This is a genomic window from Ramlibacter sp. G4-7 (genome assembly GCF_057784995.1).
In genome coordinates this window covers 221,419-243,342 of sequence record NZ_JBYNTT010000005.1, presented here as the reverse complement: position 1 = coordinate 243,342, position 21,924 = coordinate 221,419, and the positions used below count along the sequence as shown (strand labels likewise).

At 69.6% G+C, this 21,924-nt stretch carries 25 protein-coding genes; 15 read left to right on the top strand and 10 right to left on the bottom strand.

Annotated elements, in window-relative coordinates; all coding sequences use genetic code 11:
• The first annotated feature begins 2 nt into the window (after positions 1 to 2).
• Both AC3EGR_RS09460 and AC3EGR_RS09455 read left to right on the top strand, forming a co-directional pair.
• Positions 3 to 413: a DUF1801 domain-containing protein gene (locus tag AC3EGR_RS09460; RefSeq protein WP_488546215.1), complete on the top strand. Its 411-nt coding sequence runs from the start codon at positions 3 to 5 to the stop codon at positions 411 to 413.
• 100 nt (positions 414 to 513) lie between these two features.
• Positions 514 to 783, top strand: coding sequence for a hypothetical protein (locus AC3EGR_RS09455; protein WP_488546214.1), 270 nt, complete (start codon positions 514 to 516; stop codon positions 781 to 783).
• Positions 784 to 989: 206 nt separating this feature from the next.
• On the opposite strand, the gene AC3EGR_RS09450 is transcribed toward AC3EGR_RS09455, so the two are convergent.
• From AC3EGR_RS09450 to AC3EGR_RS09440, 3 genes are all read right to left on the bottom strand, one after another.
• Positions 990 to 1,880 (bottom strand): NAD(P)-dependent oxidoreductase, encoded by an 891-nt coding sequence (locus tag AC3EGR_RS09450; RefSeq protein WP_488546213.1) that lies wholly within the window; start codon positions 1,878 to 1,880, stop codon positions 990 to 992.
• Positions 1,877 to 2,839, bottom strand: coding sequence for a tripartite tricarboxylate transporter substrate binding protein (locus tag AC3EGR_RS09445; RefSeq protein ID WP_488546212.1), 963 nt, complete (start codon positions 2,837 to 2,839; stop codon positions 1,877 to 1,879). The genes AC3EGR_RS09450 and AC3EGR_RS09445 overlap by 4 nt, the downstream gene beginning before the upstream one ends.
• A gap of 82 nt (positions 2,840 to 2,921) precedes the next feature.
• Complete coding sequence (locus AC3EGR_RS09440) at positions 2,922 to 3,818, bottom strand: LysR family transcriptional regulator (RefSeq protein WP_488546211.1); 897 nt, start codon at positions 3,816 to 3,818, stop codon at positions 2,922 to 2,924.
• Between the two features lie 83 nt (positions 3,819 to 3,901).
• Here AC3EGR_RS09440 and AC3EGR_RS09435 point away from each other — a divergent pair, with 83 nt between their 5' ends.
• The 4 genes from AC3EGR_RS09435 (at position 3,902) to AC3EGR_RS09420 (ending at position 7,929) form a co-directional block, all read left to right on the top strand.
• On the top strand, positions 3,902 to 5,134 hold the full coding sequence (locus AC3EGR_RS09435) for an alpha-hydroxy acid oxidase (RefSeq protein ID WP_488546210.1): 1,233 nt from the start codon (positions 3,902 to 3,904) through the stop codon (positions 5,132 to 5,134).
• Between the two features lie 67 nt (positions 5,135 to 5,201).
• Positions 5,202 to 5,879 (top strand): RraA family protein, encoded by a 678-nt coding sequence (locus tag AC3EGR_RS09430; protein WP_488546209.1) that lies wholly within the window; start codon positions 5,202 to 5,204, stop codon positions 5,877 to 5,879.
• Positions 5,880 to 5,881: 2 nt separating this feature from the next.
• The gene (locus tag AC3EGR_RS09425; protein ID WP_488546208.1) at positions 5,882 to 6,913 is read left to right on the top strand and encodes a hydroxyacid dehydrogenase; all 1,032 of its coding nucleotides are present in this window, start codon (positions 5,882 to 5,884) and stop codon (positions 6,911 to 6,913) included.
• A 29-nt stretch (positions 6,914 to 6,942) separates the two neighbouring features.
• A complete protein-coding gene (locus AC3EGR_RS09420; protein ID WP_488546207.1) occupies positions 6,943 to 7,929 on the top strand; it encodes a tripartite tricarboxylate transporter substrate binding protein in 987 nt (328 codons plus the stop codon).
• A gap of 128 nt (positions 7,930 to 8,057) precedes the next feature.
• On the opposite strand, the gene murQ is transcribed toward AC3EGR_RS09420, so the two are convergent.
• Complete coding sequence (gene murQ / locus AC3EGR_RS09415; RefSeq protein ID WP_488546206.1) at positions 8,058 to 8,987, bottom strand: N-acetylmuramic acid 6-phosphate etherase; 930 nt, start codon at positions 8,985 to 8,987, stop codon at positions 8,058 to 8,060.
• A gap of 219 nt (positions 8,988 to 9,206) precedes the next feature.
• Between murQ and AC3EGR_RS09410 the strand changes: the two genes are divergently transcribed.
• Positions 9,207 to 10,565 carry an MBL fold metallo-hydrolase RNA specificity domain-containing protein gene (locus AC3EGR_RS09410; protein ID WP_488546205.1) on the top strand — a complete coding sequence of 453 codons (1,359 nt, stop codon included), beginning with the start codon at positions 9,207 to 9,209 and terminating at the stop codon, positions 10,563 to 10,565.
• A 58-nt stretch (positions 10,566 to 10,623) separates the two neighbouring features.
• Here the strand turns inward: AC3EGR_RS09410 and AC3EGR_RS09405 are convergent, their stop codons facing one another.
• From AC3EGR_RS09405 to AC3EGR_RS09380, 6 genes are all read right to left on the bottom strand, one after another.
• Entirely contained in the window at positions 10,624 to 11,346 is a 723-nt protein-coding gene (locus tag AC3EGR_RS09405) for a sulfite exporter TauE/SafE family protein (RefSeq protein WP_488546204.1), read from the bottom strand.
• A gap of 3 nt (positions 11,347 to 11,349) precedes the next feature.
• Positions 11,350 to 11,739 carry a VOC family protein gene (locus AC3EGR_RS09400; protein ID WP_488546203.1) on the bottom strand — a complete coding sequence of 130 codons (390 nt, stop codon included), beginning with the start codon at positions 11,737 to 11,739 and terminating at the stop codon, positions 11,350 to 11,352.
• A gap of 6 nt (positions 11,740 to 11,745) precedes the next feature.
• Positions 11,746 to 12,201, bottom strand: a complete 456-nt coding sequence (locus AC3EGR_RS09395; RefSeq protein WP_488546202.1) for an SRPBCC family protein — start codon at positions 12,199 to 12,201, stop codon at positions 11,746 to 11,748.
• A gap of 87 nt (positions 12,202 to 12,288) precedes the next feature.
• On the bottom strand, positions 12,289 to 12,801 hold the full coding sequence (locus AC3EGR_RS09390; RefSeq protein WP_488546201.1) for a GNAT family N-acetyltransferase: 513 nt from the start codon (positions 12,799 to 12,801) through the stop codon (positions 12,289 to 12,291).
• Between the two features lie 2 nt (positions 12,802 to 12,803).
• Positions 12,804 to 13,160, bottom strand: a complete 357-nt coding sequence (locus tag AC3EGR_RS09385; RefSeq protein WP_488546200.1) for a YfeK family protein — start codon at positions 13,158 to 13,160, stop codon at positions 12,804 to 12,806.
• Positions 13,161 to 13,244: 84 nt separating this feature from the next.
• Positions 13,245 to 13,652 carry a MarR family winged helix-turn-helix transcriptional regulator gene (locus AC3EGR_RS09380; RefSeq protein ID WP_488546199.1) on the bottom strand — a complete coding sequence of 136 codons (408 nt, stop codon included), beginning with the start codon at positions 13,650 to 13,652 and terminating at the stop codon, positions 13,245 to 13,247.
• Between the two features lie 82 nt (positions 13,653 to 13,734).
• On the opposite strand from AC3EGR_RS09380, the gene AC3EGR_RS09375 reads away from it, so the two are divergent.
• From AC3EGR_RS09375 to AC3EGR_RS09340, 8 genes are read left to right on the top strand one after another with little or no spacing between them, the layout of a single operon-like run.
• Complete coding sequence (locus AC3EGR_RS09375; protein WP_488546198.1) at positions 13,735 to 15,588, top strand: PQQ-dependent dehydrogenase, methanol/ethanol family; 1,854 nt, start codon at positions 13,735 to 13,737, stop codon at positions 15,586 to 15,588.
• Positions 15,585 to 16,205, top strand: a complete 621-nt coding sequence (locus AC3EGR_RS09370) for a c-type cytochrome (protein ID WP_488546197.1) — start codon at positions 15,585 to 15,587, stop codon at positions 16,203 to 16,205. The genes AC3EGR_RS09375 and AC3EGR_RS09370 overlap by 4 nt, the downstream gene beginning before the upstream one ends.
• Positions 16,202 to 17,215: a cytochrome c oxidase subunit II gene (gene coxB, locus AC3EGR_RS09365; RefSeq protein ID WP_488546196.1), complete on the top strand. Its 1,014-nt coding sequence runs from the start codon at positions 16,202 to 16,204 to the stop codon at positions 17,213 to 17,215. The genes AC3EGR_RS09370 and coxB overlap by 4 nt, the downstream gene beginning before the upstream one ends.
• A 10-nt stretch (positions 17,216 to 17,225) precedes the next feature.
• Positions 17,226 to 19,178 carry a cytochrome c oxidase subunit I gene (gene ctaD / locus AC3EGR_RS09360; RefSeq protein WP_488546195.1) on the top strand — a complete coding sequence of 651 codons (1,953 nt, stop codon included), beginning with the start codon at positions 17,226 to 17,228 and terminating at the stop codon, positions 19,176 to 19,178.
• Entirely contained in the window at positions 19,171 to 19,782 is a 612-nt protein-coding gene (locus AC3EGR_RS09355) for a cytochrome c oxidase subunit 3 (protein ID WP_488546194.1), read from the top strand. The genes ctaD and AC3EGR_RS09355 overlap by 8 nt, the downstream gene beginning before the upstream one ends.
• Entirely contained in the window at positions 19,779 to 20,225 is a 447-nt protein-coding gene (locus AC3EGR_RS09350) for a hypothetical protein (protein WP_488546193.1), read from the top strand. The genes AC3EGR_RS09355 and AC3EGR_RS09350 overlap by 4 nt, the downstream gene beginning before the upstream one ends.
• Positions 20,222 to 20,596 carry a c-type cytochrome gene (locus AC3EGR_RS09345; RefSeq protein WP_488546192.1) on the top strand — a complete coding sequence of 125 codons (375 nt, stop codon included), beginning with the start codon at positions 20,222 to 20,224 and terminating at the stop codon, positions 20,594 to 20,596. Before AC3EGR_RS09350 ends, AC3EGR_RS09345 begins: the two co-directional genes overlap by 4 nt.
• A 17-nt stretch (positions 20,597 to 20,613) precedes the next feature.
• Complete coding sequence (locus AC3EGR_RS09340; protein ID WP_488546191.1) at positions 20,614 to 21,921, top strand: family 1 glycosylhydrolase; 1,308 nt, start codon at positions 20,614 to 20,616, stop codon at positions 21,919 to 21,921.
• Positions 21,922 to 21,924: the final 3 nt, after the last annotated feature.

Here is a 21,924-nt window from a genome sequence, read left to right as displayed (position 1 = left end):
GCATGGCGAAACCGCGCCCGCTCGCCGGCGGCAATCCGCAGATCGCCAAGGCCGATGGCGACGAGGCCGTCCAGTCGTACATCGCGGCGATGCCCGGCTGGAAACGCGACCTCGGGCAGCGCATCGACGCGCTCGTCACGCGCACCGTCCCCGAGGTGCGCAAGGCCGTCAAGTGGAACTCGCCCTTCTACGGCATGGCGGGCCGCGGCTGGTTCCTCAGTTTTCATTGCTTCACGAAGTACGTGAAGCTGACCTTCTTCGACGGCGCCTCGCTGCGCCCTCCTCCGCCTGGTGCATCGAAGCAGGAAGCCGTGCGGTACCTCGACCTCCACGAGGACGACACGATCGATGACGACCAGCTCGCTGCGTGGGTGGAGCAGGCCAGCCGCCTGGCGGGCTGGGGCAAGGCGTGATCGAACGGCGCTCGCGTGCAAGACGCGGCCTGCCGGCTTGCGATCCGTCAAATGCGGGGGCAACAGGCACCTTAGGATCGGGGCATCTCAGGAGCTCGCCATGACCATCACTTTCGCGCTGCGCCGGGCCCTGCCGGCCATCCTTCTTTGCGCCTTGCTTGGGGCCTGCGCCACACCGGCAGGGTCGCACTCGCACGACGCACACAACTACGGCAGCGCGATGGACATGCAGGCGATGTGCGAGCATCACCGGAAGGAAATGGCAGTGATGAGCCCCGCCGAGCAGCGCGCCCACATGGACGAACACATGAAGGACATGTCGCCGGAGATGCGGGCGCGGATGCAGGCGATGATGGAGCAGTGCCGGTAAGGGGCGCGCAGGCCGTGGGGTTCGCTGTCGCTCACCTTCCGGCCGCGAGCGGCCGCCACCCTACAAATGCGGAACGAACAGCAGCCGCGGCACGAACGGCAAACGCGGCACGAACGAAGTTGTAGGGTGGCGCGGCGCAGCCGCGGAAGGTGAGCAGCGCGAACCCCACCGCCCGCGAAGCGGTCGGCGCCCCCACCGCGACAAGGTCAGCCCTTGCCCTTCTCCTGCACCAGCAGCCCCACCGTGTTCCAGTCCATCTCCGCGCGGCCGCCGTCGCACAGCTCGCCCACCAGCTTCTCCGCCAGCGCGGCGGCCTGCAACTGCGCCCCGCCGGCCTGCGCCGTCGCCAGCGCGATGCGCAGGTCCTTGCGCATCAGGCGCGCACGGAAGCCGGGCTGGAAATCACCATCGATGATGCGCTGGCCGTGCTTTTCCAGCGCGAAGCTGCGCGCCGTGCCACCCAGCAGCACTTCGCGCATCACCTTCGGATCGACGCCCTGCGACTTCGCCAGCGCGATCGCGTCGGCCACGCCCAGCATCGCCCCCGCCACCGCCACCTGGTTGCAGGCCTTCACGGTCTGCCCGGCACCGACGTCCCCCACGTGCGTGATCGTCTTGCACATCGCGGACATCACGTCGCGGCAGGCGGCCACCGTTTCGGCCGGACCTCCGACCATGCAGGCCAGCGTTCCGGTCTCGGCCCCCTGCTGGCCGCCGCTGATGGGCGCGTCGAGATAGGAGACGCCTTGCGCCGACAGGCGCTGCGCGAAGGAGCGCGCCGACGTGGCCGCGATGGTGCTCGTGTCGACGACGCAGCTGCCCATGGGCAGCGCGCCGGCAAGGCCCTGCGGCCCGAACAACACGTCCTGGACCGCCGCATCGTCCGACAGGCACAGGAACACCAGCCGGCATTCGCGCGCCAGCGCCGCGGGCGTGGCCGCCCGCGTAGCACCGGCCGCCACCGCAGCCTGCGCCGCATCGTCGCGGCGGGCAAACACCTGCAGCGGATAGCCCGCGCGCAGCAGGCACCTGGCCATGCCCGCGCCCATCACGCCCAGGCCGATGAAGCCGATGCCGTCGTCCTTGCCGAAGCTCATTTCGCGATCGCCTTTCCGATCAGTTCATAGGCGTCGACGATTTCCTTCTGGAAGGTGGCGCCGTCCGCGTAGTCCTCGGTGAGGCCGGACTTGGCCACGTACTCCTTCCACGCGGCGGTCTGCATCGCCTTGCGGAAGCTGTCGTGCAGGTAGCGCACCACGGGCGCGGGCATGCCGGCCGGCCCCATCAGGCCCTTCATGTTGTCCAGGACGATGGGCACGCCGATCTCGGTCATCGTCGGCGTGTTGGGCAGCCCCGGCAGGCGCGTGCGCGAGAACAGCGCCAGGGGCCGTGCGCGGCCGGCGTCGATCATCGGCTTCATTTCCTCGTACGCGCCGAACGCCGAATCCACCTGGCCCGCGAGCAGCGCGTTCATCGAATCGGCCGCGCCCTTGTAGGGCACGTGCAGCAGCTTCACGCCGGTCTGGCGCTCCAGCACGACGCCCGTCGCGTGGAAGATCCCGCCCTCGCCGGTGGAGCCGTAGGAAACCTTCTCCGGCGCCTGCTTCGCCTCGGCCAGCAGCGCCTTCATGTCCGCGAACCTCGCGTCCGCGCGCACGGCCAGGATGCTGGGCGCACGCGACACCTTGATCACGGGCACGAAGGACTTGCGCGGGTCGTAAGGCAGCGCCTTGAAATTGCCCACCGCGGTGGTCTCGCTGCCGCCGCCCACGAACAGCGTGTAGCCGTCCGGCTTGGCCTCGGCGACGGCCTGCGCGGCGATCGCGCCGGCGGCACCGACCTTGTTCACCACCACGACCGGCACGGGGATGATGCCCCTGGCCGCGAAGGACAGCTGGCGCGCGATCTGGTCGGCCGAGCCCCCGGGCGCGAAGCCCACCAGGATGGTGATCGGTTGCGTGGGCGTCCATTCCTGGGCCCATGCGGGCGCGGCCGCGGCGGCCAGGAGGCCGAAAGCGGCCTGGCGGCGGGTCATCCCGCCGTGTTGCGAGTTCATGCCTGTCTCCTTTGGGTTGCGCGCGAGTGTGGGGTGGCGGCGCCGCGCCGTCCAATACATAAGAACACCCCGATTGATGCCCTCAGGGCATCATGGCCGCCGCGACCTCCTCCGTGACCTTGCGGAAGGAGCGGATCGCCGGCGTCTCCTGCCCGCGCCGCCAGGCCAGCGCGACGTGCACCGGCTCGGCCTTGTCGGCGATCTGCAGGAAGCGCACCTGCCGCGGATGCAGGTTGCGCGCCGAGGCCGGCAAGACGGCCACGCCGAGCCCGCCGCCCACGAGTCCCACGATGGTGTGCAACTGGGTCGCCCGCTGCACGACGTCCGGGCTGAAGCCGGCCTGCTCGCACATCGCCTGCACCCGGTCGTGCAGCAGCGGCGCCTCCGCCTTGTTGAAATGCACGAAGGGTTCGCCGGCGACTTCCTTCAGGCGCACCTTCTCCCGGCCCGCCAGCGCATGCCGGGCCGGCACGGCGAGCACGAAGGGATCGGGCATCACGATCGCCATCTCCAGCTCGGGCGGCGCCGGCTGCACGCGCAGCAGCGCCAGGTCGATCGTGCCGCGCACGAGGGCCGACAGCTGCGTGGTGATCGGCATCTCGGACAGCTCCAGCTCGATGCCCGGATAGAGCTGCCGGAAGCGCCGGATCACGGTGGGCAGCAGGCCGTAGGTGGAGGAGTGGATGAAGCCCAGCGCCAGCTTGCCCAGCTCGCCCGCGCCGGTGCGGCGCACGTCGGCCAGCGTGCGTGCCAGCTCCTGCTGGATCGCGCGGCTGCGTTCCAGCAGCAGGGCGCCGGCCGGCAGCAGCTCCACGCGGCGCTGCGTGCGGCGCAGCAGCGGCGTGCCCAGCGCCTCTTCCAGCTGCTGGATCTGGCGCGACAGTGCCGGCTGCGCGATGGACAGGCGCGCGGCGGCGCGGCCGAAGTGGAGCTCCTCGGCGACGGCCTGGAAATAGCGCAGCTGGCGGATGTCGATCATGGGCGACGATGCCGGCAAGGCATCAATCAGGGGTCGATTATGTATTGGACGCGAGGCTGGCCGGGCGCCACACTCGCGCGTCCATGCAATTCGAACCCTCCGCCGACGGCACGGCCGCGGCGCAACCCGCGGCCAGCACAGCCGCCGCCGCGCAGCTCGCGCTGCCGGCGCGCCTGGGCCACATCCTGTCGCTCGACGACTTCGAGCGGGAGGCGCAGCGCCACCTGCCCAAGCCGGTGTTCGCCTATGTCTCCGGCGCCGTCGAGCGCAATGCCTCCCTGCGCGCCAATGCCGAAAGCTTCGGGCAGTACGAGTTCGTGCCGCGCATGCTGGTGGACATCTCGCGCCGCACCACCGCCGCCACCCTGCTGGGCAAGCGCTGGTCGGCGCCCTTCGGCATGGCACCCATGGGCATCAGCGCGCTGTCCGCCTACCGGGGGGACCTGGTGCTTGCGCAGGCCGCGGCCGTGGAGAACGTGCCGATGATCATGAGCGGCTCGTCCCTGATCCGGCTCGAGGAGATCGTGCAGGCCAACCCCGAGGCGTGGTTCCAGGCCTACCTGCCGGGCGACGAGCCGAACCGCATCGCGCTGGTCGAGCGCGTGAAGGCCGCCGGCTACCGCACGCTGGTGGTCACGCTGGACTCGTCCATCGCCTCCAACCGCGAGAACAACGTCCGCGCCGGCTTCTCGACGCCGCTGCGCCCCAGCCTCTCGCTGGCGTGGCAGGGCCTCACGCATCCGCGCTGGACCCTCGGCACCTTCCTGCGCACGATCGTGCAGCATGGCATGCCGCACTTCGAGAACAACTTCGCGCGGCGCGGCGCCCCCATCCTGTCGTCCAGCGTGCAGCGCGATTTCTCCGACCGGGGCCACCTCACCTGGGACGACCTGCGCACGATCCGCCGGCTGTGGCCCGGGCAGCTCGTGGTCAAGGGCATCCTGGACGTGCGCGACGCGCGCATCGCGGTGGAGCTCGGCGCCGACGGCATCATCGTCTCCAACCACGGCGGCCGCCAGCTCGATGGCACCGTGCCGCCGCTGAAGGTGCTGCCTGCCATCGTCCAGGCCTGCCCCGAGGTGCCCGTGATGATCGACAGCGGCTTTCGCCGCGGCACCGACGTGCTCAAGGCCCTGGCGCTGGGCGCGAAGTTCGTCTTCATTGGCCGCCCCTTCAACTACGCGGCCTCGGTCGCCGGCGAGGCCGGCGTGCGCAAGGCGATCACGCTGCTGCGCGAGGAGGTCTCGCGCAACATGGCAATGCTGGGCGTGAACACCCTGGCCGAGCTCGACGCCAGCTACCTGCTGAAAGCCTGAGAATCCCATACCTCACCGCCTCGGCGGTGATTTCCCCTTTCCCCTCGCACCCTTCAAGGACAAGACCATGGTCGGTTTCCAGATCCTCCAGCGCCGCCGCCAGGTGGACGCGCGCCACGTGCAGGCCTTCGCGGACATTCCGGTCGCGAACGTCAGCGACTGCATGACCCGCATGACGGCGGGCGGCCCGCGACTGCGCCCGATGCACAAGGGCGGCCGCCTCGGCGGCCCGGCGCTCACGGTGAAGTGCCGTCCCGGCGACAACCTGATGATCCACAAGGCGCTGGACATGGCCCAGCCCGGCGACGTGATCGTGGTGGACGCCGGCGGTGACCTGACGAACGCCCTGTTCGGCGAGCTGATGCTCTCCTACGCCATCACGCGCAAGCTCGCGGGCATCGTGCTGAACGGTGCGGTGCGCGACATCGACGTGATCGCCGCCGGCAGCTTCCCGCTCTACGCGGCCGGCGTGACGCACCGCGGCCCCTACAAGGACGGCCCCGGCGAGATCAACGTCCCGGTGGCCATCGACGGCATGGTGATCCAGCCCGGCGACCTGGTGATCGGCGACGCCGACGGCCTGCTGTGCGTGCCCTTCGACGACGTCGAACAGGTGCTGGCTGCCTCCCGGGAGAAGGTCGCCCTGGAACAGAAGACGATCGAGAACATCCGCTCGGGCAAGCACGACACCTCCTGGGTCGACGCGCGCCTGAAGGCCCAGGGTTGCGATCCCACGTCGCGCTGACGATGACCGACCACAAACGCGTCGTCCGCACGGACCTCTGGATCAACCCCGCCTTCGACCGGCGGCTGAAGAACGAAGCCGGCGTCTCGGTTGCCGTCTTCCCCACCCGCGGCAACCCGGCCGCGGCATGGGACCTGCTGGCTGCCGCGAACGTGTACCACGTGTCCGCTGCCAAGGACGAACTGCCGCGCGAGTGGTTCGTGACCGCCGAGCTGCTGGCACGCTGCCCGCAGCTGCTGTGCGTCTCCTCCAGCGGCGCCGGCTACGACACGGTGGATGTCGCGGCCTGCACCGCCGCCGGCGTGCTGGTGGTCAACCAGGCGGGCGGCAACGCCGCGTCGGTGTCCGAGCACACGCTGGCCATGATGCTGTCGCTGTCGCGCCGCATGATCGAGTGCGACAAGCGCATGCGCCGCGAGACCGGCTTCGGCCGCGAAACGATCATGGGCCACGAGCTGCGCGGCCAGACGGTGGGCCTGGTCGGCATCGGCCACGTGGGCACCCGCGTGGCGGCCCTGGCGAAGGCCTTCGGCCTGGAGGTCATCGCCTGCGACCCGCTGCTGGCACCGGAAGAGATCGAGCGGCGTGGGGCGCGTGCCGTGAGCCTCGACGAGCTGCTGGCCGAAGCAGACATCGTGTCGCTGCACTGCCCGCGCGATGCCACGACGCTGAAGATGATCGATGCCCGCGCCTTTGCGCGCATGAAGCAGGGCGCCATCTTCATCACGACCGCGCGCGGCGGCATCCACGACGAGCAGGCCCTGGTGGAGGCGCTGCGCTCCGGCCACCTCGCCGGCGCCGGCGTGGACGTGTGGGACCGCGAACCGCCGCCGCTGGACCACCCGCTGCTGGCGATGGAGAACGTCTACGCCACCTTCCACACCGCGGGCGTGACGCACGAGTGCCGCCGCGACGTGGCCGCCATGTCGGCCGAGCAGATCGCGCAGGTGCTACAGGGCGGCCGTCCGCCGCGGCTGGTCAACCCCGAGGTGTGGCCCGCCTACGAACAGAGACGCGCGCGCATCCTGCGCTGAGTGCTCGCAAGACCCAAGGAGACGAAGAGATGAAGTTCATTCCCACCGTGCTGCGCCGGCTGCTGCCTGGCCTGGTGCTTGGCGCCGTCGCGGCCGTCGCGCACGCGGCCTACCCCGAGCAGCCGATCAAGATGATCGTGGCCTACGCCCCCGGCGGCGGCACCGACATCACCGCGCGGCTGATCGCGCCCTACATCGCCAAGTACCTGGGCAACAACGCCTCGGTCGTGGTGCTGAACCGGCCGGGCGCCGGCGGCGGCATCGGCTTCTCCGAGGTGGCCAATGCGCCGGCCGACGGCTACACCATCGGCTTCATCAACACGCCCAACGTGCTGACGATCCCCATCGAGCGCAAGGCGACGTACCACTGGAGCGGCTTCGACCTGCTGGGCAACGTGATCGACGATCCGGGCAACTTCTCGGTGCACGCCGACACGCCGGTGAAGAACCTGGCGGAGCTGGTCGCGTATGCCAAGGCCAATCCGGGCAAGGTGAGCTACGGCACGACGGGCATCGGCTCCGACGACCACCTCGCCGCGATGATGTTCGAGCGCGCCGCCGGCGTGAAGCTGACGCACGTGCCGTTCAAGGGCGCGGCCGAAGTGCACCAGGGGGTGGTGGGCAAGCAGATCTACATGGCGTCCATGAACATCGGCGAGGCGCTGCAGTACGAAAAGGGCGGCTCGCCCATGCGCAACCTGGGCCAGATGAGCACCTCGCGCACGACGCTGGCCCCCGGCCTGCAGACGTTCAAGGAACAGGGCTACGACATCGTGATGGCATCCCTGCGCGGGATCGCCGCGCCCAAGGGGCTGCCGCCTGCGGTGAAGGAGCAGCTGGTGAAGGCCGTGGAGAAGGCCGCCGCCGATCCGGAGTTCCAGGCCAAGGCGGCCGGCTACTTCGCGCCGCTGCGCTACATGCCGCCGGCCAAGTACGAGGCGGAGCTGAAGGAAGCGGAAGCCGGCTTCAAGCAGCTGTGGAAAGAGATGCCCTGGAGCGAGACCGCGACCAAGTGAGCGACGCGTGCGCGGTGGGGTTCGCCGCTGCGCTGGCGCACCGCCACGCTACAAGACGAACCACGCTTCGTAGGGTGGCGCGGCGACGCCGCGGCCGGTGAGCGAACGCGAACCCCACCGTCTTGCGTTCACTTCAACGCCGCGATCGACCCGCCCGCCTTCTCGATCTTCCTGCGCGCCTCCTCGGCATCGACGCCGAAGCGCTTCATGACGATGGCGGTCTTCACGTGGCCACCGGAGGCGTCCAGCAGGCGCTCGGCCTCCGCCCGGTCCACGCCCAGCGTCTCCACCAGGATGCGCTCGCCGCGGTCCTGCAGCTTCTGGCAGGTGACCTGCAGGTCCACCATCAGGTTGCCGTAGACCTTGCCCATGCGCACCATCGCGCCGGTGCTCAACATGTTCAGCACCATCTTGGTCGCCGTCCCCGCCTTCATGCGGGTGGATCCGGTGACCACCTCGGGTCCCACCAGCGGCGCGATGACCACGTCGTGCGTCTGCAGCAGCTCCTCGGACGGATAGGTGCACAGCAGGAAACCGGTCCGCGCACCGCGCTCGCGCGCACGCTGCAAGGCGCCGTGCACATAGGGCGTCGTGCCCGAGGCGGCGATGCCCAGCACGAAGTCCTTCGCGTCCACGTTGCGTTCGTCCATGGCGGCGGCGCCGTCGCCGGGATGGTCCTCGGCGCCCTCCTGCGCGCGCAGCAAGGCCTCGTAGCCGCCGGCCATGACCCCTTGCACCATGTCGGGGTCGGTGCGGTACGTGGGCGGCATCTCCGAGGCGTCCAGCACGCCCAGGCGGCCGGAGGTGCCCGCGCCGACATAGATCAGGCGGCCGCCCTGCTGGAAGCAGTCCACGACGAGGTCGATGGCCCGCGCGATCTGCACGCGCTCGTCGCTGACCGCGGCGGCGCACAGCCGGTCCTCGGCGTTGACCAGGTCGACGATCTCCAGCGAGGACAGCTGGTCGATCCGCGTGCTGCGCGGATTGCGCTGCTCCGTCAGGCGCGCGTCCAGCGGGGGCTCGGGGAGTGGGGGGGACGTCTTGGGATTCGCGTCCATGGTTTGGCTGGCAGGCTCCTGCTTCACGTCAGGCATGCGATGGTCCCATGGTAGAGGTGAACCAATGGTCCTGCGGCCAGGAGGGCTTGCCTGTAGGAATCGCGTGCGTTCGAGTGTGGTATCCCAGCCGCAAAGCCGCGCCAGCACGCCCAGCCGTGCGGGGCGCCGGGCTTGATCCAGCGCAAACCGCCAGCGGCCGGGCAGTGGCCAGATCGCGGCATGCAGCTCCAGTTCCTGGGTGCCACCGGCACCGTCACCGGCTCCAAGTACCTGCTGCGCGGCCGCGACGGCGCCGTGCTCGTCGACTGCGGCCTGTTCCAGGGCTACAAGCAGCTGCGCCTGCGCAACTGGGAGCCGCTGCCGGTGCAGGCGCGGGACATTTCGGCCGTGGTGCTCACCCACGCGCACATCGACCACAGCGGCTACCTGCCCTTGCTCGTGAAGCAGGGCTTTCGCGGGGCGATCTTCTGCAGCGCGGCCACGCGGGACCTCTGCCGCATCCTGCTGCCGGACAGCGGCTGGCTGCAGGAAGAGGAAGCGGATTTCGCCAACCGCCACCACACGAGCAAGCACGCACCCGCCCTGCCCCTGTACACGCGCGCGGACGCGGTGCACTGCCTGGAGCGCTTCGAGCCCATGCCCTGGCACGAGGACTTCCGGCCGACGCCCTGGCTCACCGCGCGCCTGTCCCATGCCGGCCACATGCCTGGCGCGTCGGTGGTGCGCATCACGGACGGCGCCCGCTCCATCGTCTTCTCGGGCGACCTGGGGCGCAGCGACGACCCGGTGCTGCACGCGCCCGAGCCGATGCCGCAGGGCGACTATGCGGTCGTCGAGTCCACCTACGGCGACCGGCTGCATTCCCGGGTCGACCCGTTCGAGCAGCTCGCGGAGGTGATCAACCGGACCGCCGCGCGGGGCGGCACGCTGGTGATCCCGGCGTTCGCCATCGGGCGGGCGCAGACCATGCTGCACGGCATCCAGGTGCTCAAGAAGCACAAGCGCATCCACCACCTGCCCGTCTACCTGAACAGCCCCATGGCCACCGACGCGCTGGAGGTGTACCGCCGCCACCGGGCGGAGCTGCGCATCTCGGCCCAGGAATGCGATGCGATCTGCCACGGCGCGCAGATCGTGCGCACGCCGGAGGAGTCGCGCGAACTCAATGCGCGCAAGGGGCCGATGGTCATCATCGCCGGCAGCGGCATGGCCACGGGCGGGCGCGTGGTGCACCACATCGAGCGCTTCGCGCCGGACAAGCGCAACACGATCCTGCTGGCCGGCTTCCAGGCCGGTGGCACGCGCGGTGCGTCGCTGGCCGCCGGCGCGCCCACGGTGCGCATCCACGGCCAGGACGTGCCGGTGCGCGCGGAAGTCGCCCGCATCGACGCCCTGTCGGCCCATGCGGACGCGGGGGAGATCGAGGCCTGGCTGCGCACGGCGCCCTCGGCCCCGCGCCGCATCTTCGTTACGCATGGCGAACCCGCCGCCGCCGACGCGCTGCGCCAGCGCATCGAACGCAAGCTGCGGTGGAACGTGACGGTGCCGGATTATCTGCAGGTGGTGGGGCTGGAATGACGACGTGGGTTTTGCAGGGTGGCCCACCGACCACCCCTCACCCCACGCGCCCCGCCCCCTAGCGCACAGCCGCCCACAACAGCGACACCCCCGAGCACAGCATCAGCCCGTCGATCAGCGACCGGTACGCCGACGGCGAGATCTTCAGCACGACGAAGCGTCCGATGAAGGACCCGGCCATGAGCGTCGCGCCGACGCCCAGCCCTTGCACCACCACCTCGATCGGCAAGGCACCGAAGACCTGGAAGGTGGCGACCTTGGCCGCGTACATGCCGATGGAACCGGCCGCCTCCGTCCCGAGGAACGCACCGCGTTCCAGCCCGTAGAAGGTGAACAGCGGCACGGTGATCGGCCCGGTCGACACCACCAGTCCGGTCAGCACGCCGATCGGTCCGCCCAGCAGCAGCAGGTGCGTGCGCGAGAGCTTGAACTCGTGCCGGTGCAGCCAGCGCCGCGCCGGGATCAGCGAGAGGAAGAACACGCCCAGCGCCGTCTCGGCCACGCCCGGCGGGATCGCCAGCAGCAGGCGCGCCCCGATCATGGCGCCAGGAACGGCCGTGGTGCAGTAGGCAGCGACGGCCCGCCAGTCGATGTCGCGGCGCCAGGCCAGCACCCGCCCCAGGTTGCCCATGATGGCCGCGATGGCCATGATCGGCACCGCCTGCCGCGGCCCGAACATCACGACCAGGATGGGCATCAGCACCAGCGAGGAGCCGGTGCCGACGATGCCGCCCAGCGTGCCGGCGAACAGCCCCGCGACGAGGACCAGCAGCAGGTCCAAAGGCTAGCGGTCCCCGTCCCAGACGTTGGCCCGCTCGGCGAAGTCGCTGCGCTGCGGCCGCACGACGCAGAAGCGCTGCCCGGTGGGCGACTCCATGACCCACCAGCGCTTGACGAACTGCAGCCGCTTCGCCCCCAGCTTCTCCAGGCGCGACACTTCCGCCTCGAGGTCGTCGGTCTCGATGTCGATGTGCACGCGGCTCGGGTGCGACACGGCCTGCACCAGCATCGTGGGCTGGTCGGGCGGCGTGTCGAACAGGCGGTACTGCGCGTCGCCGGGATCGGACAGTTCGCGCACCGGCCAGCCCAGCGCCTGGGACCAGAAGGCGGCGGCCGCGGCCACGTCCTGCGTCTGGCAGTCGATGACGATGGTCCCCAGGCGGCTCTTGTGCATCGTTGCTCAGCCCGGGATCTCGGGCTCCACCAGCTTGGCCAGTTGCATCAGCGACTCCTGCCAGCCGAGGTAACAGGCCTCGGGCGGAATGACCGCCGGGATGCCTTCCTGCGTGACCTGCATCTCGGTGCCCACCGAGACCTTCGTGAGCACCACCGTGGTGGTCATCTCGCCGGGAAGGTTCTTGTCGTCGAACACGCTCGTGTAGCGCAGCTTCTGGCCGGGCACCAGCTCGAGGTACTTGCCGCCGAAGGAGTGGGCGTTCCTGGTGCCGAAGTTGGTGAAGTGCATGCGCCACTCGCCTCCCACCTCGGCATCCATGCGGTGCACCTTGCCGGTGAAGCCGTGGGGCGGCAGCCACTTGGCCATGGCATCGGGATCGAGGAAGGCGCGGTAGACGCGCTCCGGCGGGGCACGCAGGACGCGGTGCAGGCGGACGGTGCTGGTGTTGGTGCTGGGCATGGTGCTTCCTGTTGGACAGAGGATGGCCCTCTGCATGCACGACGAAGGACTATGGCGGAAATCGACTGGGGCCCGCGCGGGAAAACCCTAGAGCTGGTCGCGGCGCAAGCGCATCAGCAAGGCCGGGCCGTCGGGGGTCTTCACGATGCCGGCATCGCGAAAGCCGGCGGCGCGGTAGCACCGGATGGCACGCTCGTTGCCGGGCTGCGGATCGGTCTGCACGACGGTCACCGCCGGGTCGGCGAAGACCTGCTCCAGGAAGGCGCGGATCATGGCGCGGCCCAGGCCCTGGCCCAGGCGTGTGCCGTCGGCGAGGAACTGGTCGATGCCGCGGGCACCGGGATCGGTTTCATCCGGCCACCAGCCCGCGCCCGAGTGCATGACCGAGTAGCACTGGATGAAGCCGATCCGCTCGCCTTCGTGCCACGCCATGCAGGCCTGGGCGGCGTCCGCCTCGGGGCCGAAGTAGTCGGCGCGCAGTTCGTCCACGGTGGGCGTGGGCTGCCACCACGCGGCGACGTGCGCGCGTTGCAGCCAGGCGTGCAGCAGCGCGAGGTCGGCTTCCCGCAAGGGCTCGAAACGCAAGCCCGGCTCCGGCATGGCTACTTCGCCGCCCGCATCGCCTTGAGTTCCTTCGTCATCCAGGTCCTGCTTTCCATCGGCGCTTCGTTGCCGCAGCGGACCTGGTAGGGCTTGCCCGACATGCTGCTCTGCGAGGCGGCGCGGTCGATGAACTGCTCGGTGGTCTGCACCAGGTTGCGGTCCTCCAAGTACTGCAGCTTGCGCATCAGGTGCGTGCGCGCCTCGGCTCCCCCGTGCCAGGAGCCGTTGCGGGCAAAGCTGCAGCCGGAGGCCTGCAGCCGCGCGAGCAGCGCATCGATTTCGGGACGTGCAGGCGATGGCGCGGCCAGGCACGCGACGGCCCAGAACGTGATCAGTGTTGCGGCGATGCGTTTCATGCTTGTGGCCATCGTACCGAAAGTGGCAAGCGCTGCCGGCCTGGAGAACGTGCGCTTGCACGGTGAGCCCGGCTTTGCGCTTCCCTAGGGGTGCAAGACCTTGCGGATGTGGCCCTGGAGCTGCTCGAGCTCCCCGTGGTGTTCCCGTGCAATCCGCTCCACCACCCTTTCGCCGGCTGGCGTGAGGCTCACCCGCACCTTGCGAAGATCGTCCGGGTCGCGCTCCCGGCTGACGAGTCCCGCCAGCTCGCACCGTCCCGCGAGTTCCACGGTCGTGTGATGCCGCAGCAGCAGGCACTCGGCCAGCTCGGCGACCAGCGCCCAGTCGCGATCCGGACGGCCCTTGACCTGCAGCAGCAACAGGTACTGCGCGAGGGTGATCTTCTGCCGGGCGCACGCTTCCTCGGTGAAGCGTTCGAACAGCCTCAGCTGGTGTCGAAAGCGTGCGCGTGCCACGTAGTCGGCCTTGTCCAGTTTGTTTTTTTTGACCATGGATGAGTGTTCCGGGGCCCGCCGGGCGCGCAGACCGCGTATATATCGTAGTCCGATATTTTGGACCAGCGGGAGATTCAGCATGACGTCGAGACTCTTGGCCGCGGCAGCACGGGCGCGCCTGCTGGTGATCGCGGCGATGTTGGCGCCCTGGCCGGCCGCCATGCCGCTGGCGCAGGAGACGGCACGAACCACGGCCAATGCCGCGCCCAACGATCCGCCAGGTGAATGGCGCAGCCAGGCGCGCGACTGGGCCAACACTCGCTACTCGACCCTGACGGACATCTCGGCCGCCAACGCCGCCCGCCTCAAGGTGGCGTGGACCTTCTCGGACGGCACGCAGAACGGCCATGAAGCCGCACCCCTGGTGCAGGGTGACACGATGTACCTGGTGACACCGTTCCCGAACATCGCCTACGCGCTGGACCTCTCGAAAGCCGGGGCACCGATCAAATGGTCGTTCGCGCCCAACCCGTCGCCGGTCTCGATCGGAAAGGCCTGCTGCGACACGGTCAACCGCGGCGGCGCGCTCGCCGACGGGAAACTGATCTACAACCTGCTCGACAACCACACGATCGCGGTCGACGTGAAGACCGGCAAGGAAGTGTGGCGGGTGCGCATGGGCGACGTGACGCACGGCGAAACCATGACGATGGCGCCCTTCGTGGTCGGCAAGACGGTGTACGTGGGCAACAGCGGCGGCGAGATGGGCGTCTGGGGCTGGATGGCGGCCCTGGACGTGGCCACCGGCAAGGAACTTTGGCGGGCGTACAGCACGGGCACCGACCAGGAGGTGCGCATCGGGCCCGAGTTCAAGCCGTTCTACGACTGGATGAAGGGCAAGGACCTGGGCATCTCCACCTGGCCGGCCGGCATGCACCGCCAGGGCGCGGGGTCGGTGTGGGCCTGGATCTCCTACGACCCGCAACTCAACCTCATCTACTACGGCACCAGCAATCCGGGGCCACGCGTGCCCACGCAGCGCCCCGGCTACAACCTGTGGACCAGCGCCGTCTTCGCGCGCGACGCGACCACGGGCATGGCGAAGTGGGCCTACCAGTTCACGCCGCACGACCAGTGGGACTACGACGGCGTGAACGAAAACGTGCTGGTCGACATCACCTGGCAGGGCAAGCCGCGCAAGGCCCTGGTGCATTTCGATCGCAATGCCTTCGCGTACACCATGGACCGCGAAACCGGCGAGGTGCTGTCCGCGCAAGCGTTCGCGTACCAGAACTGGTCGAGCGGCATCGACCTGAAGACGGGCATGCCGGTGGTCAATCCGGCGATGCAGCCCAAGCCGAACGTGAAGCTGCCCAACGTGTGCCCTCCGGACATCGGCGGCAAGGACTGGCAGCCCTCGGCGTTCTCGCCGCGCACGGGGCTGCTGTATGCGGGCATCTTCAACATCTGCATGGACGTCACGGACCATCCGCAGTCGTACATCCCCGGAACGCCGTACGACGGCATGGAAATGAAGCGCTATGCGGGCCCGGGCGACAACTGGGGCGAGTTCATGGCGTGGGACCCCGTCGCCGGCAAGAAGGTCTGGTCCATCCGGGAGAAGTTCATGACCATGAGCGGCGTGCTCGCGACCGCGGGGGACGTGGCCTTCTACGGCACCAGCGACGGCTGGTTCCGCGCGGTCGATGCGCGCGACGGCAAGGTCCTGTGGTCGCACAAGTTGGGCTCCGGCGTCATCGGCCAGCCCATGACGTACCTCGGTCCGGACAAGCGCCAGTACGTCGCGGTGTACTCGGGCGTCGGCGGCGCCGCGATGGTCAGCTCCTCGATGCCGGGGTTCCCGCCGCGCGGCAGCACGCTGTACGTGTTCTCGATCGACGGCGAGTCGCCCAGTTCCGGGACGGGCCTGCTGCAGACGGAGGCGGGCATGCCGGCGGCGCGGCACGACCACGGCATGGGGGGCAAGCCGTGAAAGCGCTCGCAGGCATCGCGCTGGGCGCGACGCTGCTCGCGCTTGCGGCCTGCCACCGCGTCCAGGGCGGAAGCACCGCCGCGGCGCCGGCGCACGCCCAGACGGCGATGGATGCGATTGCGGCAGTCCCGCTCGGTGACGTGATCGGCGCCCAGGCGCCCACGGCGGCGGTCATTGCCAACCCGTACGCCGGCCAGCCCGAAGCGGTGGCCGAGGGCAGGACGCTGTTCGTGCGCATGAATTGCGCGGGCTGCCACGGCTACACGGCCGAAGGCGGCATGGGCCCCAACCTGCAGGATGGCTACTGGCGTTACGGCGGCGCGCCGGTGTCGCTGTTCAAGTCCATCTACGAGGGCCGCCCGCAGGGCATGCCGGCGTGGAACCCGGCGCTGCCTCCGGACACCATCTGGAAGCTGGTCGCCTATCTCCAGTCGCTGGGCGGAAGCTACCCCGCCGGCGGGCTGGCCGCTTCCATCCAGGGCGACACGCCGGCCACCAGCTACGCGCCCGAAGTCACGCGCGTGCTGCCTGTCGATGCGAAACAGCCGAAGGAAGCAGCTCCCAGTGCGACGCCCAGCGCACCCGAAGCCCGGCCGGACGCCGGAGGCAGGCCATGACACGCACGCGCCGCATCGCGGCGTGCGCCGTGCTTGCACCGGCAGCGTCCCTGGCGGACGCGCCGCTGCAATACCTGCGCACCGCGGGCCCCGCGGCGGATCCCGTCACGGCGCTGGGCTGGGGGCTGGCGGTCATCTCGGGCGTGGTGCTTGCCGGTGTCTGCGCCGCGCTCCTGCTCGGGCTGGCCCGGCGGCGCGCCGTGGTGCCGGCTGGCGAGCTCGCGGTGGCGTCCGACCACGGGGGCCTGGCCTGGATCTATGTCGGCGTGGGCATCACTGTCGTCGTCCTCGCGGCTTGCACCGTGTGGACCGTGCTGACGCTGCGGGCCATCACCATGCCCGCGCATGCCGCCGACCTGACGCTCGAAGTCACGGCGGCGCAGTGGTGGTGGCGGGTGCGCTACCGCGACGCCGCGCAGCCGTCGCCCTTCATGGCGGCCAACGAAATGCACGTGCCAGTGGGCCGGCCGGTCCGCGTGGAAGTCACCAGCGAGGACGTCATCCACTCGTTCTGGTTTCCGCAACTGGCCGGCAAGATGGATGCGATCCCGGGACGCACCAACGTGCTGTGGCTGCAGGCGGACCGGCCCGGTGTGTACCGTGGTCAGTGTGGCGAGTTCTGCGGCGCGGAGCATGCGCTCATGGCGATGGTCGTGGTCGCCGATGCGCCCGGCGACTATGCCGCCTGGCGCGCGCACCAGCTGGAGCCCGCGCGGGCGCCCGGCAGCGACCCGCTGGTGCAGGCGGGGGCAGCGGCATTCGCGGCGCACTGCGGCGCATGCCACACCGTGCGGGGGGCGCGGGAGGCGGGCGGGCTGCTCGGCCCCGACCTGACGCACCTGATGTCGCGCAAGACCATCGCGGCGGGCGCCCTGCCCACGACGCCCGGCAATCTCGCGGCGTGGGTGGCCGACCCGCAAGGCATCAAGCCCGGCTCGCGCATGCCGGCTCCGCGGCTGTCGCCGCCGGAGCTGCAGGCCGTGCTCGCCTACCTGCACACGCTGGACTGAAGGAGCCTCCATGCAAGCCGCTGCCGACACCCGTGCGCCCAGCCTGGTCCGCCTGGCCGACGACACCTCCATCGCGCCCCGGCTCCAGCGGCTGTGGGAAACGGCTCCCGGACCCTGGGGCTGGCTGTGCAGCGTCGACCACAAGCAGATCGGACTGCGCTACCTGGTCACCTCGTTCCTGTTCCTGCTCGCCGGCGGCATCGAGGCGGCCGTGATCCGCCTGCAACTGGCACGCCCCGGGCAGCACCTGCTGACGCCCGAGCAGTACCACCAGCTGTTCACGATGCATGGCGTGACGATGATCTTCCTGTACGCGCTGCCCGTCCTCTCGGGCTTCTCGAACTTCCTCTGGCCCCTGATCCTCGGCTCGCGTGACATGGCATTCCCCCGCCTCAATGCGTTCTCGTACTGGGTGTTCCTGGCTGCGGGCCTGTTCCTGTATGCCAGCTTCCCGCTGGGGCGCGCGCCCGATGCCGGCTGGTTCAACTACGTGCCTTACACCAGCCGCGAATTCAACCCCGGGATCAACATCGACGTGTACGCACTGGGCATGCTGCTCCTGGGCATCTCCACCACCGTGGGCTCGATCAACTTCATCGTGTCGCTGCTGCGCACCCGCGCACCCGGCATGTCGATCAACCGCGTGCCCATCCTGGTGTGGGGCACCTTGACGGCCTCGGTGGGGAACCTGCTCGCGGTCCCCGCAGTGAGTCTCGCCTTCCTGATGCTGTGGATGGACCGGCAGTTCGGCACGCACTTCTTCGATCCGGCCACGGGGGGACAGCCGCTGCTGTGGCAGCACCTGTTCTGGATGTTCGGCCACCCGTGGGTGTATGCGATCGTGCTTCCCGCAATGGGCATCGTCTCGGATGGACTGCCCACGTTCTGCCGGCGTCCGCTCGTGGGGTACACCGCCGTGGCCCTGGCCACCGTGACGACGATGGTGCTGGGCTTCGGGGTCTGGGTGCACCACATGTTCGCCACCGGCCTGCCGCCGGTGTCGCTGTCCTTCTTCAGCGCCGCGAGCTTCACGATCGTGGTGCCGAGCGCCGTTGCCGTGTTCGCGTGGCTGGGGACGATCTGGACCGGCACGCCGGTGTTCCGCACCCCGTTCCTGTTCTTCGCCGGCTTCGTGGTGCTGTTCGTGATCGGCGGGCTGTCGGGCTTCATGACGGCGGCGGTGCCCGTGGACCGGCAGCTCACCGACACCTACTTCGTCGTGGCCCACCTGCACTACGTGATCGTCGGCATCAACGTGTTCGCGGTGGCGGGCGGCATCCACTACTGGTTTCCCAAGTTCACCGGACGCATGATGAACGAGCGCCTGGGCCACTGGACGTTCTGGGTGATGTTCATCGGCTTCAACGTCGGCTTCTTCCCGATGCACCTGCTGGGGCTGCTGGGCATGCCGCGCCGGATCTACACGTATGGCGCCGGGATGGGTTGGAGCGCCACCAACCTGGTCGTCAGCCTGGGCTCGTACTTGTTCGCCGTGGGGGTGCTGCTGCTCCTCGTCAACGTCGTGCGCAGCCTCCGCCACGGCGTCGTTGCCGGCGCCAACCCGTGGGACGCGGCCACGCTGGAATGGGCGACGGCATCGCCGCCGCCGCCCTACAACTTCGCCGTGATCCCCACGATCACCAGCCGCAACCCGCTGTGGGAAGGCCGCATGGACGACCGCGTCCAGCGCAGCACCTTCGACGAAGGCCTGCTGCTGGACCAGGGGCGCGAGACGCTGGGCACCACCGCGCTGGATGCGGAGCCGGCCGTGATCCTGCGCATGCCGGGCGACTCGCCGGCGCCCTTGTTGCTGGCCCTCGCGCTGGCCGGCGCTTTCGCAGCGCTCCTGGTGCACGCGTGGTGGGTCGCCGGCGCGTTCGCGCTGCTCGCCGCGCTGGCCACGCTGGTGTGGCTGTGGCCCGAGCGCGAACTGGGGCAGACCCGGGAGGTGGCCTATGCCTGACGCGCGCATGGCGCTCACCCGTCCCCTGCCGGTGGGCAGCGTGGGACGAGAATCCAGCGGCTGGTGGGGCATGTGGGGTGTGATCGCCACCGAGGGCGGCCTGTTCGCCTACCTGCTGTTCTCGCACTTCTACATCGCGGCGCAGGCCCCGGCGCCCTGGCCCGCCGGCGGTCCGCCCAAGCTGGGCATCGCCTCGCTCGGCACGGTGGTGCTCGTCGCGGCGAGCCTGACCGTGTGGTGGGGCGAGCGCGGGATCATGCGCGGGCGGCCGGGGCAGCTGCGCATCGGCCTGGCGGCCACCCTGGTGCTGGGCGTGCTGTTCCTCGCGCTGCAATGGTACGAGTGGAGCAACAAGCCCTTCACCCTCAGCACGGACGTGTACGGCTCGCTGTTCTTCACCATCACCGGCTTCCACATGGCGCACGTCGCCGCGGGACTGCTCATGCTGCTCGTGCTGCTCGTGTGGAGCACGCTCGGCTATTTCGACCAGCGCCGGCATTCCGCGCTTTCGATCGGCGCGATCTACTGGCACTTCGTCACCGCCGTCTGGCTTGCGGTCTTTACCGCGCTCTACCTGATGCCGCGCCTGGGCATGTCGCCATGAGCACCGGCTCCCCGGACGTCGCCCGGCACACGGACCATCCGGCGCCGCACCGCCAGAAGGCGTCGCTGCGCTCGTTGTGGATCGGCCTCCTGCTGGGCCCTGCGGCGTGGTTCCTGCAGCTGACGATAGACACCGCGCTTCTGGGCAACGCATGCGACCTCGCCAACGCGCCAGCCGCCGCGGGTGCCGGGTCCGTGCTTGCGTTCGTGCTGGCGATGGACGTCTTCGCCCTCCTCCTCACCGCCGTCGCCGCGATGGTTGCATGGCGCAACTGGCGCCGCGCGGCGGCGGAACAGCCCGGCGGCGGCCACGCCCTGCTGGCCAGCGGCGCCGGACGGACACGCTTCATGGCCATGGCCGGCCTCCTGACCTGCGCGCTCATCGCCCTGGCTGTTGTCTACAGCCTGGCGAGCCACCTCATCCTGCGGGAGTGCGGATTGTGATCGCGAGGCGGGTGCTGCTTGCCCTGGTCACGGCATGCGCTGCTGCCTCCGCCCTAGCAGCGGGGCCGCGCCAGACCTGGCAGGTCGCAGGCGGCGACGCCCGGCGCGGCCAGCGCCTGGTCGCCGAATTCGGATGCGCGCACTGCCACACCATCCCGCGCGTGCGCGGTGCGCGCGGCAACGTCGGTCCGCCACTGACCCGCTTCGCCGACCGCACCTTCGTCGCAGGCATGTTGCGCAACGAACCCGACAACCTGGTGCGCTGGCTGCGGCAGCCGCAGTCCGTGGTTCCGGGCAACGCGATGCCGGACACCGGCCTGTCGGACGCCCAGGCCCGCGACATCGCGGCGTTCCTCTACACCCTCCACTGAAGGGTGCCCGCCGGGTCATGACGGATTCACGCTTCATCTTCGCCACGGGGGTCGAGAACAGCATCCCGACCATCCAGGCCGGACGCGTGCGCGTCGACGAAATGGAAAAGTGCGGCCACTACCGGCACTGGAAGACGGACTTTTCGCTGGTGCGCGAACTGGGCATCCGCTTCCTGCGCTACGGGCCGCCGCTGCACCGCACCCTGCTCGGCGCCGGTCGCCACGACTGGGATTTCAGCGACCTGGCCTTCGCCGAGCTCAAGCGCCTGGACATCGTCCCCATCGTGGACCTGTGCCACTTCGGCGTGCCCGACTGGGTGGGCAATTTCCAGAACCCGGACTTCCCGCGGATCTTCGCGGACTACGCCGGCGCGTTTGCCGGGAGGTACCCGTGGGTGCAGCTCTACACACCGGTCAACGAGATGTACATCTGCGCGCGCTTCTCGGCGCTGCATGGCTGGTGGAACGAACAGTTGAGCGACGATCGCTCGTTCGTCAACGCCCTGACCAACATCGTCAAGGCCAACGTGCTGGCGATGCGTGCCATCATCAGCCGGCGCCCGGACGCGATCTTCATCCAGAGCGAATCCTCCGAATACTTCCACGCCGAAAACCCGGCCGCCATCGGCCCCGCGGAGATGCTCAATGCCAAGCGCTTCCTCTCCCTCGACCTGAACTATGGGCGGCACGTGGATTCGCAGATGTACGAGTACCTCATGGACAACGGCATGCGCCGTGAGGACTACCACTTCTTCATGCGCAACTCGCTCAAGCACCATTGCATCATGGGCAGCGACTACTACGTCACGAACGAGCACCGCGTTGCCGCCGACGGCGTGACGACAGCTTCAGGCGAGGTCTTCGGCTATGCAGTGCTGACAAACCAGTACTACGATCGCTACCGGCTGCCCGTCATGCACACGGAGACGAACCTCGTACAGGGCCCGCGCGGCGACGAGTCCGTCAACTGGCTCTGGAAGGAATGGGCCAACGTGCTGCGCGTGCGCAACGACGGCATCCCCGTGCTCGGTTTCACCTGGTACTCGCTCACCGACCAGGTCGACTGGGACACGGCGCTGCGGGAAGACAACGGCCGCACGAACGCCCTGGGTCTCTACGACCTCGACCGGAAGATCCGCCCGGTCGGCGAGGCGTACCGCAAGCTGATCGCCGACTGGCGCACGGTGCTGCCGACGCAAAGCGTGTGCCTGCAGGTTCCGGTGATCCTTCCCAGTGAACATCCAGGCGACGACGCGCCGCGCTGGCGCAAGGACGCGGCCGGGGCAGCGCGCGACGACACCGCCGCCCCCAAGAACAGCGAGTGATTG